This window comes from Rhizobium sp. P44RR-XXIV (assembly GCF_001999485.2).
Lineage (GTDB): Bacteria > Pseudomonadota > Alphaproteobacteria > Rhizobiales > Rhizobiaceae > Rhizobium.
The window spans coordinates 286,721-301,311 of sequence record NZ_MPVZ02000026.1 but is presented as its reverse complement, the minus strand read 5'-3'; the positions used below and the strand labels follow the sequence as shown (position 1 = coordinate 301,311).

The following is a 14,591-nucleotide window of genomic DNA, read 5'->3' as shown; positions in this document are numbered from 1 at the left end:
GACGATTTGATGGTGCAGAGTTCGGATGAGACCTTGTCGCAGGCGGATTATGAGGCGCTCGCCACATTGCGCTACACACTGCGCAAATTCACCGATTTCAGCACCTCAGCGGCGCAGGAAGCGGGTCTGCCGCCGCAGCAGCATCAGGCTCTGCTCGCGATCAAGGGCAATCGGCAGGGCGAGGCGATGACCATCGGCATGCTGGCGGAGCGGTTGCTGATCGCCCCGCATACGGCGACCGAACTTGCGGGGCGGCTGATCGATGCCGGCTATGTCACGCGGCATCCCGATCCTGCCGACAAGCGCCGGCAGACGCTGCGGCTAACGGAGCAATCCGAAGAGGTGTTGCTGCGGTTGAGCGCCATCCACCTGCGCGAAATCCGCGACATGGCGCCGGAACTCATCGATATCCTCAAGCGCCTGCAGGCGGATGTGCGCAACAGCTGAGGGTGCCATTGCCGCTGTCGCGCGATAATGGCTTGAGATCATTGACCGAGGCGGATGCCGCCGTCGCAGATCAGCGTGTGACCGCTGGTGAAGCCGTTGCCGATCAGGAAGCCGATGGCCTCAGCGATCTCCCGCGGGCGGCCGACACGGCCGACCGGCGTGCGAGCCGCAAAGCTGGCAAAGGTCGGCTCTTTCTGGTCAGCGCTCAGGAAATCCCACCAGGGGGTGTCGACGACACCGGGCGAAACGCAGTTGACCCGGATCGGCTTGAGTTCCACGGTGAGAATCGGTGCGAGGGCGGCAATGGCGGCATTGATGGCTCCAAGCCCCGCCGTTCCAGGCATGGCCGCCTGGGCCGAGACGGCGGAGACGAAGGTGATGCTGCCCTGCCTGGAAAGGTGGGGAAGGCATGCCTGCGCGCAGGCAAAATGCGCCATTGTCTTCTCCTCGAAACCCTTCCTGAGATCGGTAAGGTCTACGGTGGCGAAGGGGCCGGCGCCATTGCCGCCGCCCAGCGCAAGGACCAGATGATCGAGCGGCCCGATTGCCTGGAAAGCGTTGGCGAGACGGTTGAAGTCGGCCGCATCCATGGTGGCGGCAGAGACATCGCCATCCAGGCTTTGCACGGCTGCCTGAAGTTTCGCCGCGTCGCGACCTGTGATCGTGACACGATATCCTTTCTCAAGAAGATGGGTAGCGGCGGCAAGGCCGATGCCAGATGAACCGCCGACAATAACAACGTGTTGAGACGACATGGGTGTCTCCTTTCTGGGGGTAGGGAGTGTATGGGAGGATATGATTCAGGTGAGGCCGGTCAGGCTTTGGCTGAGTGTTCGCAGCTTTTGGCGCGCAGCCGCGTCATAGGCTTGGGCGCTGGCGCGGGCAGGGCGCTGCCCGTCGAAATAGAGGCCGGTGTGTCCGTCCAAATCGTCGTTCGTTGCCAGGTTGAGGATAGCATCGGCGCCTTGATCGACGGTGCTGATCGGCGTGACACCCGATAGGCGCACCATAGTCGTGTCCATATAGGTCGCCGGGTGCAGGGAGTTGACGATGATGCCGAAGCCAGCCAGTTCCTCGGCGAGATCGAAGGTGAACAGGATTTGCGCCAGCTTGCTCTGGCAATAGGCACGCACGCCGCTATAGCCGCGCGTCAGCATGACGTCGGAAAAGTCGATTGCCTGCTGGCCGGCGGAGGAGACGTTGAGGATGCGGGCAGGGCTGCCTGCCTTCAACAGTGGCAGGAGGCGATGGGTCAGCAGGAAGCCGGCGAGATAATTCACCGCAAAACGCAGTTCATAGCCGTCCTGGCTCACTTGCCGGCCTGTGCCGCCGCCGCTGGTGCCGATGCCGGCATTGTTGATCAATATATCGAGGCGATCGTGGTCGCGTTCGACGGCATCAGCCAGGGTCCGGACCTCGTTCAGCGAGGAAAAATCGGCGAGATAGAAGGCTGCCTTTCCGCCGGCGTCGCGGATGCGGGAGACCAGATCTTCGGCGCGTGCAGCGTTGCGGCCATGTATGAGCACGAAGGCACCCATGGCTGCCAGTCTTTCCGCAACCCTGCGGCCGACACCATCAGTCGAGCCTGTGATCAGGATCGTCTTGCCGCTCATATCCATCGCAACTGTCTCCATCATGTCTCTGATCTGATATTTGGCAGCTTGCAAAAGCGATAAACAGTTCTGGCTTTATCCTAGTATTGATCCTGCTATGATAAGCGATGACCATCAATCAGAGCCAGACCGTTCTCGAAGCCAGACGTCGCGAATTCGGCGCCTTTCTGCGCTCTCGCCGGGAGAAGCTGACACCATCAGGCGTCGGGTTACCGGAGGGCTTTCGGCGGCGCACCCCGGGGCTCAGGCGCGAGGAAGTGGCGCTTCTCGCCGGCGTCGGCACCACCTGGTACACATGGCTTGAGCAGGGGCGGGACGTTCGCGCGTCATCGGAGGTTCTGTCGGCGCTGGCGGATGCGCTTCGGCTCGATCCCGCCGAGAGGCGACACCTCTTCACCCTCAGCGATCGACCGTCGGCTGAGGCGCCGTCACGCGGGCCTGAGGATGTGCCGGATGCGCTGCGGCGGATGCTCGCGAGCCTTGCCGGGCAGCCGGCCTATGTCCTCGGCAGGCGTTGGGATGTGCTGGCCTGGAACGCGGCAGCGGTCGCGCTTTTCGGCGATTACAGCCTGCTGCAGGGGGATGCGCGCAACAGCGTCCATCGCGTGTTCACCGATCCTGCTCGGCAGCTTCTCGTCGATTGGGAGATCGTGGCGGCGAATTCGCTTGCAATGTTCCGTGCCGACAGCGCCCGTTACGCCGGCGATCCCGACTTCGAACGGCTGATCGCCACCTTGACGCAGACCAGCCCGGAATTTCGTGCCTGGTGGCCGAGGCAGGACGTCTTGCGGCCGCTTACCGGTCACAAGCGCCTGCGTCATCCCGGAGGCGGGCTGATGACATTCGAATATACCGCTCTTGCCGTCATGGACCGGCCCGACATGAAGCTGGTGGTCTATACGCCGCTCGACGAGGATGGGACGAGTGGCAAATTGAAGGAACTGTTGCGCCGGAACAGCGCGGCGTAATTTTTCGTTTCAGCTCTCCAGGTCGCTTTTCAGCCGATCGAGGATGGACAGTGCGTGCCCTGCATAGGCGCTGATCCAGCGGTCGTGGATCTGCTTGATCGGAAGGCTGTTCAAGTGGTTCCAGCGCTCCCGGCCTTCCTTCTTGGCGATTACGAGGTCCGCCTCCTCCAATACCTTCAGGTGCAGCATCACTGTGCAGCGGTCCATATCCGTGAAGGTCTCGCAAAGCATCCCCGTCGTCCGTGGCGCCTCCTTGAGAAGGTCGAGGATTTCGCGCCTGCGACGATGCGCGAGGGCTTTGAAAATGAGGTCGCTGTCCGATTCGTTTGACATGTTATATTTTTATAACATAATGAGGCTGCTCGCAATCGTGCAGCAATCAATTTGCGGAGGAGACGCCATGACATTGAATGTTCGTATTTCAGGCCGGATTGGCCGCAAGGTCGAAGAAGTCTTCGACGCGGTCGTCAATCCGAAGAAGCTTTCGAGCTATTTCACCACTGTCGGCGGTGCCAGCGCGCCGCTAGTCGCAGGGACGACCGTCATCTGGTGGAAGAATGCGCCCGTCGAGGTCGAGGAGCTGGAGGCCAACCGGCGTATCGTCCTTCGCTGGGACGGCGGCACCGGTGAGGACAACATCCGTTACAAGACCAAGGTCGAGATGACCTTCGATCCCCTGGATGACGGCGGCACGCTGGTGGTCATAGAGGAATCCGGCTGGCGCGAGGACGAGGCTGGCCGCCGTGGCACCTACCTCAACTGCGAGGGCTGGACGCAGATGCTCTGCTGCATGAAAGCCTTCGTCGAATATGGCATCAACCTGCGCGAGGGCTTCTTCCTGAGCGAAATGCGCGGCGAGCCGGCGGAGGCGCCGGATCGTTAACGCACGACAACGGTTCCTAGTCGCCGGTTCCGGCGGTGAGGTGCCGCTGCCCTCTTAATGGCTGCTCTTGAAGCCCATTCCCAGTGCTGCTGTCGGCATTGGGGGTGGGCTTTTTGCTGCCGGAGACATAAGTGGTCCCGGGATGCCGAGCGGATCGACCGCCTCATAGAAGCATCTTTCCGCTTGCTCACTCGATCAGGTGTGAACGAGCTCGTCTGGGTCGCGGGCCTTGAGGCTGGGCGCACCTTGCAGTTTGGTTGATTGAGTGGCCAATTCACCTATCTTGCATTGTATAAGCCTCCATCATCGAACCAGGCGTGCCTCTTCCCTATCTGAAATCGACCTGCCGGCGTTGCCTGCAGAACTCCGGTTGGCGGAAAGAAAATGTTCATCCGAAAGCTGTTCTAGGGCAGGTGACCGGGCTTCAAATTCCTGATAGGGAGCTGCGCTTAAGGTGGGATGCGAAGATCACTTTTGTGTGTGGGGCACGTTTAAAAGCAGGGTGAATGACGAATTTGTTTAAATAATCGTGAATTCACTGCCGGCGGAACGGGGTCTGCGCCAAAATTGCCTAAATTCAGAATGATGGGAGCGCGCGTAATAACGGGCTCATCGAAAGCAGTGTAAAGCGGTGACGCGAACATAGGTCGCCGGTGTTACTGAATATCCGAACAATCGGGACCGGCGAAGGTCAATATAAACAGGTAGAGCATGTCGAGCCCAATCGATCTGGAAAAAGCCGATGAGGAATTGGAAGAGCGCGGCGGTGTCGTCGGCCTTCTCAATCGCTACCGTACGCTGATTGTCGCTGTCCTCACCGTTGCCGTTTTCTGCCTTGCTGCCTATGCGATCTTCGATCTGACCAACGAAGTCCGCTACGACGACGTCGTGCATGCCTTGACGACGACGAAGATTTCCTCGGTGCTGCTCGCGCTGCTGTTCACGGGCCTGAGCTTCGCCTCTCTGATCTATTATGACCAGAATGCGCTCGATTATATCGGCAAGCGGCTGCCGTTTCCGCATGTCGCGCTGACCTCGTTCAGCGCCTATGCAGTGGGCAATACGGCCGGCTTCGGCGCGCTGAGCGCCGGCGCGATCCGCTATCGCGCCTACACCCGGCTCGGCCTCTCGCCCGACGACATCACTCGCGTCATCGCATTCGTCACGCTTGCCTTCGGTCTCGGCCTTGCTGCAGTCGGCGCCATTGCTCTGCTTGTGATCGCCGATGAGATCGGGCCGCTGATCGATGTCGACGGACTGTGGCTGCGACTGGTCGCGGTTGCCATCCTTGCGGCGCTGGCATTCGTCATCTTTATCGGCCGTAACGGGCGCGAAGTGCGGATCGGGCCGATCGCCGTTCGCCTGCCGGATTCGCGCACCTGGTCGCGGCAGTTCTTGGTCACGGCATTCGACATTGCCGCTTCCGCATCGGTGCTCTACGTGCTGTTGCCGGAATCCTCCATCGGCTGGCCGGGTTTCTTTGCGATTTATGCCATCGCGGTCGGTCTGGGTGTGCTCAGTCACGTTCCGGCGGGCTTCGGCGTTTTCGAAACGATCATCATCGCCTGGCTCGGAAGCTCGGTGAACGAAGACGCCGTGTTGAGTTCGCTCGTTCTTTATCGTGTCATTTACAACGTCATCCCGCTCGTCATCGCCATTGCGGCGATCTCGGTGGCGGAGCTGCGCCGTTTCGTCGATCATCCGGCCGCCTCCAGCATGCGCCGTGTCGGCGGGCGCCTCATGCCGCAGCTGCTGTCGGCCTTTGCGCTGTTGCTTGGCATGATGCTGATCTTTTCGAGCGTGACGCCCACACCAGACCAGAACCTTATCGTCCTTTCTGACTATCTGCCGCTGCCGGTCGTCGAAAGCGCGCATTTCTTTTCCAGCCTTCTCGGACTGACGATGGTCGTTGCCGCACGTGGCCTCGGCCAGCGGCTCGACGGTGCCTGGTGGGTCTGTGTCTTCTCGGCTGTGCTGGCGCTCTTGCTGTCGCTGCTGAAGGCCATCGCCATCGTCGAGGCCGGATTGCTGGCATTCCTCGTCTTCAGTCTCATCGTCAGTCGCCGGCTGTTCACCCGGCCGGCCTCGCTGCTGAGCCAGACGCTGACCGCCGGCTGGCTGACGGCGATTGCGGTGATCTGCATCGGCGCCATCGTCATCCTGTTTTTCGTCTATCGCGATGTCGGATACAGCAACCAGCTGTGGTGGCAGTTCGAGTTTGCCGATGAGGCGCCGCGTGGGCTTCGCGCAGCACTCGGCATTTCCATTCTGTCGTCGGCGATCGCGATCTTCAGTCTGCTACGCCCCGCAACGAAACGTCTGGAACCCGCAACGGAAGATGTGGTTGCGCGTGCCGTGACGATCGTCCGCAAACAAGGCATCGCCGACGCCAATCTGGTGCGCATGGCCGACAAGAGCATCATGTTCTCGGAAAAGGGCGATGCGTTCATCATGTACGGCAAGCAGGGCCGCTCGTGGATTGCCCTTTTCGATCCCGTCGGCCCGCGCCACGCACTCCCGGATCTCATCTGGCGCTTCGTCGAGGCTGCGCGCTCGGCGGGTTGCCGTTCCGTATTCTATCAGATCTCGCCGGCGCTGCTTTCCTATTGCGCGGATGCCGGGCTGCGGGCATTCAAGCTCGGTGAACTGGCGGTGGTCAATCTTTCTAATTTCGAGCTGAAGGGCGGCAAATGGGCCAACCTCCGGCAGACGGCAAGCCGTGCAGTTCGCGATGGACTAGAATTTGCCGTTATCGAGCCTCAAGATGTGCCCGATGTCATGGATCAGCTTACCCATGTGTCTGACACATGGCTTGCCGATCACAATGCCAAGGAAAAAGGCTTTTCGCTAGGCGCGTTCGATCCGGACTATGTGATGTCACAGCCGGTCGGTGTATTGAAGAAGGATGGTAAGATCGTCGCTTTTGCGAATATCCTGATGACGGAGACCAAGGAAGAGGGATCCGTCGATCTGATGCGTTTCTCGCCTGATGCTCCGAAGGGCTCGATGGATTTTCTGTTCGTGCAGATCCTCGAATACCTCAGGGAGCAAGGCTTCCATCGCTTCAACCTCGGCATGGCGCCGCTTTCAGGCATGTCGAGACGAGAATCGGCACCGGTTTGGGACAGGGTCGGGGGGACCGTTTTCGAACACGGCGAACGTTTCTACAATTTCAAAGGGCTTCGTGCCTTCAAATCCAAGTTCCATCCCGAATGGCAGCCACGCTATCTGGCTGTTTCGGGAGGTGTAAGTCCCATGATCGCGTTGATGGATGCCACATTCCTCATCGGGGGCGGGCTTAAGGGGGTCGTGAGGAAATGATCTTGAAATACGCAATGTCATTCGCTTTCGCATGCATGTTGTCGATGGGCCTGCTGGTGTCTGGTTCGGCAAGAGCTGACGAAGACGATACCAAATACGATCTGGGCATGATCCCGGCGCCGCATATCCTGCGTCCGCAAGGCAAGGTGACGAGTGAGGTCGTGCTGATCTCCGACGTCGCCGGCTGGGGCGACAAGGAAAAGGCGGTTGCCGAGAAGCTCGTTACCAGCGGCTCGCTTGTCATCGGCATCGATTATCCGTCCTTCCTGACCTCGCTGAACAAGTATGATGTCAGCCAGAACGACGGCTGCATCTACATCGTCGCGGATCTGGAATCGCTGAGCCAGCAGGTGCAGCGGTCCTTCGCCGACAGCACCTACCAGCTTCCGGTCATCGCCGGCGTCGGTGCAGGCGCGCGATGGCGCTGACGATCGCAGCCCAGACGCCCGATGCAACCGTTGCAGGCACGCTTGCCGTCGATCCGACCGCCGGCATCGGCTTGAAGCAGGAGCTTTGCACGCCGGCCGAGAAGAAGACCGATGGCGACATGGTGTCCTTCGGTTTGCAGGACGGCGCCTTGCCCAATCCGATCATGGTGACCTTCACCTCGAAGGCCCCGAAGGATGGACGCGATCATGTCGAAGAGATCCAGAAGGATCATCCTGAAGTTCAGACCACGGATTCCGATCTCGACGATACCTATGCGACGCTCGAGGCTTCGCTGACGGATCTGATGAAGTCGATCGACAGCGCGAAGTCGCCGCTCGGCCTGCCGGTCGATGTCATGGAGACGACGCCCACTGAAGACACGCTTGCGATCGTCTATTCGGGCGATGGCGGCTGGCGCGATATCGACAAGGAAGTTGGCAGCTATCTGCAGGACCAGGGCATTCCGGTGGTGGGCGTGGATTCGCTGCACTATTTCTGGTCGGAGCGGTCTCCACAGCAGACGGCCGATGATCTCGCGCGCATGATCCAGTTCTACACCAAGCGCTTCAAGGTCAAGCATGTCGTGCTGATCGGCTATTCGTTCGGCGCCGATGTGCTGCCGGCGAGCTACAATCGCTTGCAGCCGGCCGACAAGGACAAGATCGTGCAGATGTCGCTCCTGTCGCTGTCGAAGAAGGTCGATTACGTGATTTCGGTCATGGGTTGGCTCGGTGCTTCGAGTGAGGGCAAGGGCGGCGATCCCATCAACGACCTCAAATCGGTCAATCCAAAAATGGTGCAATGCATCTACGGCAAGGACGATGACGAAGATGTCGGGTGCCCGCTGCTCAAGGGCACCGGCGCCGAAATCATCGCCATGGATGGCGGCCACCATTTTGACGATGACTACGAGGCGCTGTCGAACCATATCATCAATGGTCTGAAGAGCCGCCTCGGCGAATGATCCATGCATGATGCGCGCGGCCGGCCTGTGCCGCGCGTATGTCTTCTTGCGGCCTCGTCGTAACGCGAGGCCGTTTGCGCTTTTGTGCTGTCGAGGCGAACGGAGTGCTTATTCCGTGCCCGTCGCCCAGCAATCATTTGCTTCTTGCCGCGGCTGCCATTAGTCCGGAAGGGCATCTATCACGGGTGGCGCATCCCTGCGGCCGCTCATTCTCACGCCTGAAAGGTTCAGCATTGTCTTCCGCCTTCACCAAGACCTATTCCGGCTTCCTGTTCGATATGGATGGCACGATCATCAACTCGATCGCGGCGGCCGAACGCGTCTGGGGCAACTGGGCTCGCAGCAAGGGTCTGAACGTCGAAGAATTCATGCCGACCATGCATGGCAAGCGTGGTGTCGATACGATCGGTCAGCTGAACTTGCCCGGCGTCGATCCGGTTGCCGAGTCGAATGGTATCATGGAGGCGGAGATTGCAGACCTCGCGGGCGTGGTCGCTCTTCCGGGTGCCGCTGATTTCCTGGCGTCGCTGCCGCCGGAACGGTGGGCGATCGTGACGTCATCCCCATACCGTCTCGCTATGGCCCGACTTGACGCCGCCGGCATTCCGGTGCCGCGCTTCATCGTCACCGCCGAGGATGTCAAGGTCGGCAAGCCCGATCCGCAGGGTTACATCCTCGGCGCGGAACGTCTTGGGCTGCGCACCTCCGATTGCCTGGTGTTCGAGGATGTCTTGGCTGGCATCAAGGCAGGCGAGGCGGCTGGCGCCGACGTGATGGTGATTACCGCCACGCATTCGCATCCCGTCGAAACCAATCATTCGACCCTGCCGAACTATGACAATGTCCGCGTGCACATAGAAGGCGATGGCAGGATGTCGATCTTGCGCAACGGCGGCTGATGCTCGCCCGCGCCGTGCCATCACCACATGTCGTTTTCGCGCTTTGCAATAGGCTGCCGGCTCATTATGTTTTCGTGATATTGTCGAACATCGCGAAGATCCGATGACCCCCAAAGAACTGAAAGCCCAATATCGAAACGAGCGTCTTGCGGCGCGAGACACCATTCCGGCCGATGAACGCATCGCAAAGGGGTTGGCCATGGCCGCCCATGGCGGCGACGCTATCGATGTCCGGCCGGGCACGATCGTTTCCGGCTTTCTGCCGATTCGCTCGGAGGCGGACATACAGCCGTTGATGGCGCGGTTGCGGGAACGCGGTGCGCGGCTCTGCGTGCCCGTCATCCTCGACCGCAGCACGATCGTCTTTCGCGAATTCGTGCCGGGGGTATCACTGGTTCCTGTCGGGTTCGGGACGTTGGGACCGGGGCCTGATGCGGCCGTGCTCGATCCGGAGGTGATGCTGGTGCCGCTTTCGGCTTTCGACAAAACCGGCCACCGCATCGGCTATGGCGCCGGCCATTATGACCGCGCCATCGACCGTCTGCATCAAAAAGGCTTGAATCCGCGCCTCATCGGCATTGCATTCGATTGCCAAGAAGTGCCATCAGTACCGGCTGAGCCGCATGATGTCCGCCTTGACGCGATTTTGACCGAGAGCGGACTTGATTTCGTTTCGGAAGCGATTGGATAGCGAATGCGGCTGCTTTTTCTGGGTGACATGGTCGGCAAGACCGGGCGGGTTGCGGTATGGGACCGCTTGCCGGGTCTCGTTTCTGATCTGAAGCTCGATTTCGTCATCGTCAATGGCGAGAATGCCGCCGGCGGTTTCGGCATCACCGAGGATATCTTTCTGGAGACGATCAACGCCGGTGCCGATGTGGTGACGACGGGCAATCACGTCTGGGACCAGAAGGAGGCGGTTACCTTCTGCGAGCGCCATGACCAATTCCTGCGTCCCGCCAATTATCCGGCCGGCACGCCGGGTCGCGGCTCGGGCATTTATTATGCCCGTAACGGCGCCCGCGTGCTCGTCGCCAACATCATGGGCCGCGTCTTCATGCATCCCGAGCTGGACGATCCCTTCAAATCGGCCGAAGCCATCCTTGCCGCATGCCCGCTGAAGGAGCAGGCGGACGCCATCATTTTCGATTTTCATGCCGAAGCGACCAGCGAGAAGCAATGCTTCGGCCACTTCGTCGATGGCCGCGCCAGCTTCGTCGTCGGCACGCATACGCATGTGCCGACCGCCGATGCGCAGATCCTGAACGGCGGCACCGCCTATATGTCGGATGCCGGCATGTGCGGCGATTATGATTCCTCGCTCGGCATGGAGAAGGAGGAACCGCTCAACCGGTTCATCTCGAAGATGCCGAAGGGCCGCTTTGAGGCGGCGTCCGGACCCGCAACCATCTGCGGCGTCGGCGTGGAGATATCGGATGCGACCGGTTTGGCTGAGAAGATCGCGCCGTTGAGGCTCGGACCAAGGCTGGCGGAAACCATTCCCGAATTCTGGCGCTGAGCGCTGCACGATAATTCATCATTGCAATCCAATGACGCGATTGTGAGCAACCGCGTCTGATTGTCGCTGGACCTGTTTCCGGTCATGTCGCATCCTTTCGCCACTATCGGGCTTGAGGGGATGGCATGATGCCGCGGTTTCCTGTCTTTGCCGTATTCTTCCTATCGATCATTTTCGGCTGGGGCACGGCTGACGCCCAGCAAAAGCCTTCTCGCCCGCAGCCCAGCCAATGCCAGGCGATTGCCCAATCCTTGCCAAAGGCGACCTTCGCCAGCTTCTCGGGGCCGGCAGCGACGCCTGCCAGCGATACCGTCAATGACGACGTGAAAATTACCTTCCTCGGCCATGCGACGCTATTCATCGAAACACCAGGCGGCGTTTCGATCGCCACGGACTTCAGCGGCGCCTATCCACCGCCCTACACGCCCGAAGTCGTCACCATGAACAAGGCGCATCCGAGCCACTACACGCTGACGCCCGACCCGGCGATCAAATATGTATTGCACGGCTGGAGCGACACGCCGGGTGAGCCGGCCAAGATCCACCTGACCGTCGGCGATACGCTGATCCGCAACGTAGTGACGGATATCCGCACCTGGGGCGGCGGCGTCGAGTCCAACGGCAATTCGATCTTCATCTTCGAAGTGGCGGGGCTTTGCATCGGCCATCTCGGGCACCTGCATTTCGAACTGACCGATCAGCAATATGCCGAGATTGGGCGCCTTGACGTCGTGATGGTGCCGGTCGATGGCGGCCTGACCATGGGAGCCGACAGTATGAGCCGGGTGGTCAAGCGGCTGCGCTCGTCGCTCATCCTGCCCATGCATCGCTGGGGACCGCCTGTCGATCAATTCCTGGCTTTGTTCGGCCCTGATTTCGATGTCGGCTATGCGCCGACGTCAAGCGTCACGGTTTCGTTGAAGACCCTGCCGCGCAAGCCGCTGATCTATGTGCTGAAGGGCATCTGATCATCGGCACCGTAGCAACGCTTTGTGAGCGTTGACCGCCTTGAATCCGGCTTTTTGCTTGAATCAAGGCCGCTTCGCTCTTATAACGCCGCCCATTCCCAACAAAAGACGTGAACAGGGGTGCCATGGCTGGCCATTCACAGTTTAAAAACATCATGCACCGCAAGGGTCGTCAGGACTCGGTGCGTTCGAAAATGTTCTCGAAGCTGGCGCGTGAAATCACCGTCGCCGCCAAGGCGGGTCTGCCCGACCCGACCATGAATGCGAGCCTGCGCCTGGCGATACAGAACGCCAAGGCCCAGTCGATGCCGAAGGACAATATTGACCGCGCCATCAAGAAGGCCTCTGGCAATGACGGCGAAAACTACGATGCAGTTCGCTACGAGGGCTACGGCCCCGGCGGCACGGCGATCATCGTCGAGGCGCTGACGGACAATCGCAACCGTACGGCCTCGAACGTCCGTTCGATCTTCACCAAGGCAGGCGGTGCGCTGGGTGAAACCGGTTCGGTTTCCTTCTCATTCGACCATGTCGGCGAGATCACCTACAAGCCAACAGTCGGCGATGCCGACAAGGTGATGGAAGCGGCGATCGAAGCCGGCGCCGACGACGTCGAGAGCGACGAAGAAGGCCACACCATCATCTGCGGTTTCGAAGCGATGAACGAGGTTGCCAAGGCGCTCGAAGCGACGCTCGGCGAAGCCGAAACCGTCAAGGCGATCTGGCGCGCGCAGAACAATGTGCCGGTCGATGAAGAAAAGGCGCAATCGCTGATGAAGCTCATCGATAGCCTTGAAGACGACGACGATGTGCAGAATGTCTATTCGAACTTCGAAGTTTCCGAAGAGGTGATGGCGAAGCTGTCAGCCTGATCGGCGTGATTGATTGAATGAAGCCGGCCGCAGCGATGCGGCCGGCTTTTTGTTTGCCTCAGGGTGTGGTGGCGCGCGTGAAATCATCACGAAAGGCAATGAGATCCGGGGCGCTGACATCGGAAACCGCCCAGAATACCAGCCCATCCGCATACCATTCGGCGAAATTGTAACCGTCCTTCTCCGCCGTGTTGCGATTGGCTGATGTCCCCGGCCAGATGAAGAGATTGATGACATGGCCATGCCGGCGGTAGATCAGCGCCGCGACGACCCGGCCGTTCAGATAGTCCACCCTGCCGCCGACAAGGGGAAAGCCCTGCGTTGCCAGATCGACCACCGGCGGGGAGAAGTCGATCTTGCCGTTGAACCATGGTTTGACTGTGTGCTGGTCGGAGGTCAGCACATCCGTCAGGTGATCGGCGAGCATCGAGCGCACGTGGCTCGCCAGAAGCTGATCCTCGATCGTCTGGCTCTGCTGCGGCACGTTCAAGACCAGCATGAGGCTGGCCGCCAGCATGGCGATGGAGGGTATAAAGCTCCATTGCCGGACGAATTGCCAGAAGCGATGCCATGGGCTCTCCGTGCTGGTCGCCGCCGTCACGGCGCGCACCATCATCGCTTGCTCCAGCGCCAGCGCAGTCTGGACGCGTGCGCGGACAGCATCCGGCGTCTGCCATTTCACGCCGTCGCGGCCGGCAAGGCGCTTCACCATTAGAGCCTCTTCCATCTCCTGGGCGCAGTCTGCACAGGTCGCAAGATGCGCCTCGAAGCGAGCGGCGTTGCTGACATCCAGTTCACCATCGATGAAACCGTGCAGCAGGTCGCTCCACTCGCCGTGATCATTGGTTTGCCCTTCGCTCATCGTGCCGCCCCTTTTGCATCGAGGCTGCGCCAGGCCTCGCCGAAATCGCGGCGGGCGCGGGCGAGGCGCGACATGACGGTGCCGATCGGGGCATCGATGATTTCGGCGATCTCCTTGTAGGAGAGGTCTTCGAGTTCCCGCAGCACCAGGACTTCGCGCATGGCGTCGGGCAGCATGTTGATGACCTCACGTACCCGCAGCGTTTCCGTCTTGCGGACAAGGGCCATCTCAGGTGTGTCTTCTTCGGAAATCGCCTCCGGCGACGGCGTGTCTTCCGATAAGTCGTCGCCGCTAGTCATCGGCTGTTCGTGACGGCTCTTGCGCCGCCCCTCCTGCAGCCAGGCGTGATAGCAGTTGCGGACGATGGTGAAGGTCCAGGCGCGGGCATCACCATCGCGAAAGCCGCCAAAGCCGCGATAGGCGCGCAGGAACGCCTCCTGCACGATATCCTGCGCGGCATCGGCATCACGGCTGAGGAAGCGCGCGAAATTATAGGCGGCATCCAGATGCGGAATGATGGTGCGCTGGAAATGGCGCATGGTCTCGTCGGCGGATGAGATCGTACGCGCATGCGGTTTGGCGGTATCGCCCAGCCCGGTTGCCGTCATGAGGTTGGGATAGGCGGGTGTCGCTCTTCCGCGCTCGCTCTCTCCCGCAAGGAGGGCTGCCAATCGAGCGGCAAACTGCTGCAGGCTGCGTATCGCGCTCGTTCGCAGCCAGTTCAAGGTCACTGTATGAAGTTGACGGTCGAACGAAATAGAGTTGATCATCTGGGCGTCTGTCATCATGGTCCCCGCGAAACGCCGAAGCCGACTTTAAGCCTCGGTTCCAGCGCTTGCAATGTTG

14 protein-coding genes and 1 pseudogene are annotated in these 14,591 nt (G+C 60.4%); 10 read left to right on the top strand and 5 right to left on the bottom strand.

What is annotated here, in order from left to right:
- Positions 1 to 9: 9 nt before the first annotated feature.
- Positions 10 to 447 (top strand): helix-turn-helix domain-containing protein, encoded by a 438-nt coding sequence (locus tag BSK43_RS10350; protein ID WP_077469693.1) that lies wholly within the window; start codon positions 10 to 12, stop codon positions 445 to 447.
- Positions 448 to 485: 38 nt separating this feature from the next.
- Here BSK43_RS10350 and BSK43_RS10345 read toward each other — a convergent pair whose 3' ends face one another.
- Positions 486 to 1,202: an SDR family oxidoreductase gene (locus tag BSK43_RS10345; RefSeq protein ID WP_077469500.1), complete on the bottom strand. Its 717-nt coding sequence runs from the start codon at positions 1,200 to 1,202 to the stop codon at positions 486 to 488.
- A 45-nt stretch (positions 1,203 to 1,247) separates the two neighbouring features.
- Positions 1,248 to 2,066, bottom strand: coding sequence for an SDR family NAD(P)-dependent oxidoreductase (locus BSK43_RS10340; RefSeq protein ID WP_077469501.1), 819 nt, complete (start codon positions 2,064 to 2,066; stop codon positions 1,248 to 1,250).
- Between the two features lie 101 nt (positions 2,067 to 2,167).
- On the opposite strand from BSK43_RS10340, the gene BSK43_RS10335 reads away from it, so the two are divergent.
- Positions 2,168 to 3,028 carry a helix-turn-helix transcriptional regulator gene (locus tag BSK43_RS10335; protein ID WP_136686835.1) on the top strand — a complete coding sequence of 287 codons (861 nt, stop codon included), beginning with the start codon at positions 2,168 to 2,170 and terminating at the stop codon, positions 3,026 to 3,028.
- Between the two features lie 9 nt (positions 3,029 to 3,037).
- On the opposite strand, the gene BSK43_RS10330 is transcribed toward BSK43_RS10335, so the two are convergent.
- Positions 3,038 to 3,361 (bottom strand): helix-turn-helix domain-containing protein, encoded by a 324-nt coding sequence (locus BSK43_RS10330; protein ID WP_077469503.1) that lies wholly within the window; start codon positions 3,359 to 3,361, stop codon positions 3,038 to 3,040.
- 67 nt (positions 3,362 to 3,428) lie between these two features.
- Here BSK43_RS10330 and BSK43_RS10325 point away from each other — a divergent pair, with 67 nt between their 5' ends.
- The 8 genes and pseudogenes from BSK43_RS10325 to BSK43_RS10290 all read left to right on the top strand — a co-directional run bounded on the left by BSK43_RS10325 (position 3,429) and on the right by BSK43_RS10290 (position 12,883).
- On the top strand, positions 3,429 to 3,911 hold the full coding sequence (locus BSK43_RS10325; protein WP_077469504.1) for an SRPBCC domain-containing protein: 483 nt from the start codon (positions 3,429 to 3,431) through the stop codon (positions 3,909 to 3,911).
- 711 nt (positions 3,912 to 4,622) lie between these two features.
- A complete protein-coding gene (gene mprF / locus BSK43_RS10320; protein WP_077469505.1) occupies positions 4,623 to 7,232 on the top strand; it encodes a bifunctional lysylphosphatidylglycerol flippase/synthetase MprF in 2,610 nt (869 codons plus the stop codon).
- A pseudogene (locus BSK43_RS10315) lies at positions 7,229 to 8,625 on the top strand (AcvB/VirJ family lysyl-phosphatidylglycerol hydrolase). The gene mprF and the pseudogene BSK43_RS10315 overlap by 4 nt, the downstream one beginning before the upstream one ends.
- A gap of 233 nt (positions 8,626 to 8,858) precedes the next feature.
- Positions 8,859 to 9,524, top strand: a complete 666-nt coding sequence (locus BSK43_RS10310) for an HAD family hydrolase (RefSeq protein ID WP_348641745.1) — start codon at positions 8,859 to 8,861, stop codon at positions 9,522 to 9,524.
- A gap of 103 nt (positions 9,525 to 9,627) precedes the next feature.
- Positions 9,628 to 10,215 carry a 5-formyltetrahydrofolate cyclo-ligase gene (locus BSK43_RS10305; protein ID WP_136686833.1) on the top strand — a complete coding sequence of 196 codons (588 nt, stop codon included), beginning with the start codon at positions 9,628 to 9,630 and terminating at the stop codon, positions 10,213 to 10,215.
- Between the two features lie 3 nt (positions 10,216 to 10,218).
- Positions 10,219 to 11,043, top strand: coding sequence for a TIGR00282 family metallophosphoesterase (locus BSK43_RS10300; protein ID WP_034476099.1), 825 nt, complete (start codon positions 10,219 to 10,221; stop codon positions 11,041 to 11,043).
- A gap of 125 nt (positions 11,044 to 11,168) precedes the next feature.
- Positions 11,169 to 12,011, top strand: a complete 843-nt coding sequence (locus BSK43_RS10295; protein ID WP_077469507.1) for an MBL fold metallo-hydrolase — start codon at positions 11,169 to 11,171, stop codon at positions 12,009 to 12,011.
- A gap of 125 nt (positions 12,012 to 12,136) precedes the next feature.
- Entirely contained in the window at positions 12,137 to 12,883 is a 747-nt protein-coding gene (locus BSK43_RS10290; protein WP_068400336.1) for a YebC/PmpR family DNA-binding transcriptional regulator, read from the top strand.
- Between the two features lie 58 nt (positions 12,884 to 12,941).
- Here the strand turns inward: BSK43_RS10290 and BSK43_RS10285 are convergent, their stop codons facing one another.
- On the bottom strand, positions 12,942 to 13,745 hold the full coding sequence (locus BSK43_RS10285) for an anti-sigma factor (RefSeq protein ID WP_077469508.1): 804 nt from the start codon (positions 13,743 to 13,745) through the stop codon (positions 12,942 to 12,944).
- Complete coding sequence (locus tag BSK43_RS10280) at positions 13,742 to 14,530, bottom strand: sigma-70 family RNA polymerase sigma factor (protein WP_246662529.1); 789 nt, start codon at positions 14,528 to 14,530, stop codon at positions 13,742 to 13,744. Before BSK43_RS10280 ends, BSK43_RS10285 begins: the two co-directional genes overlap by 4 nt.
- Positions 14,531 to 14,591: the final 61 nt, after the last annotated feature.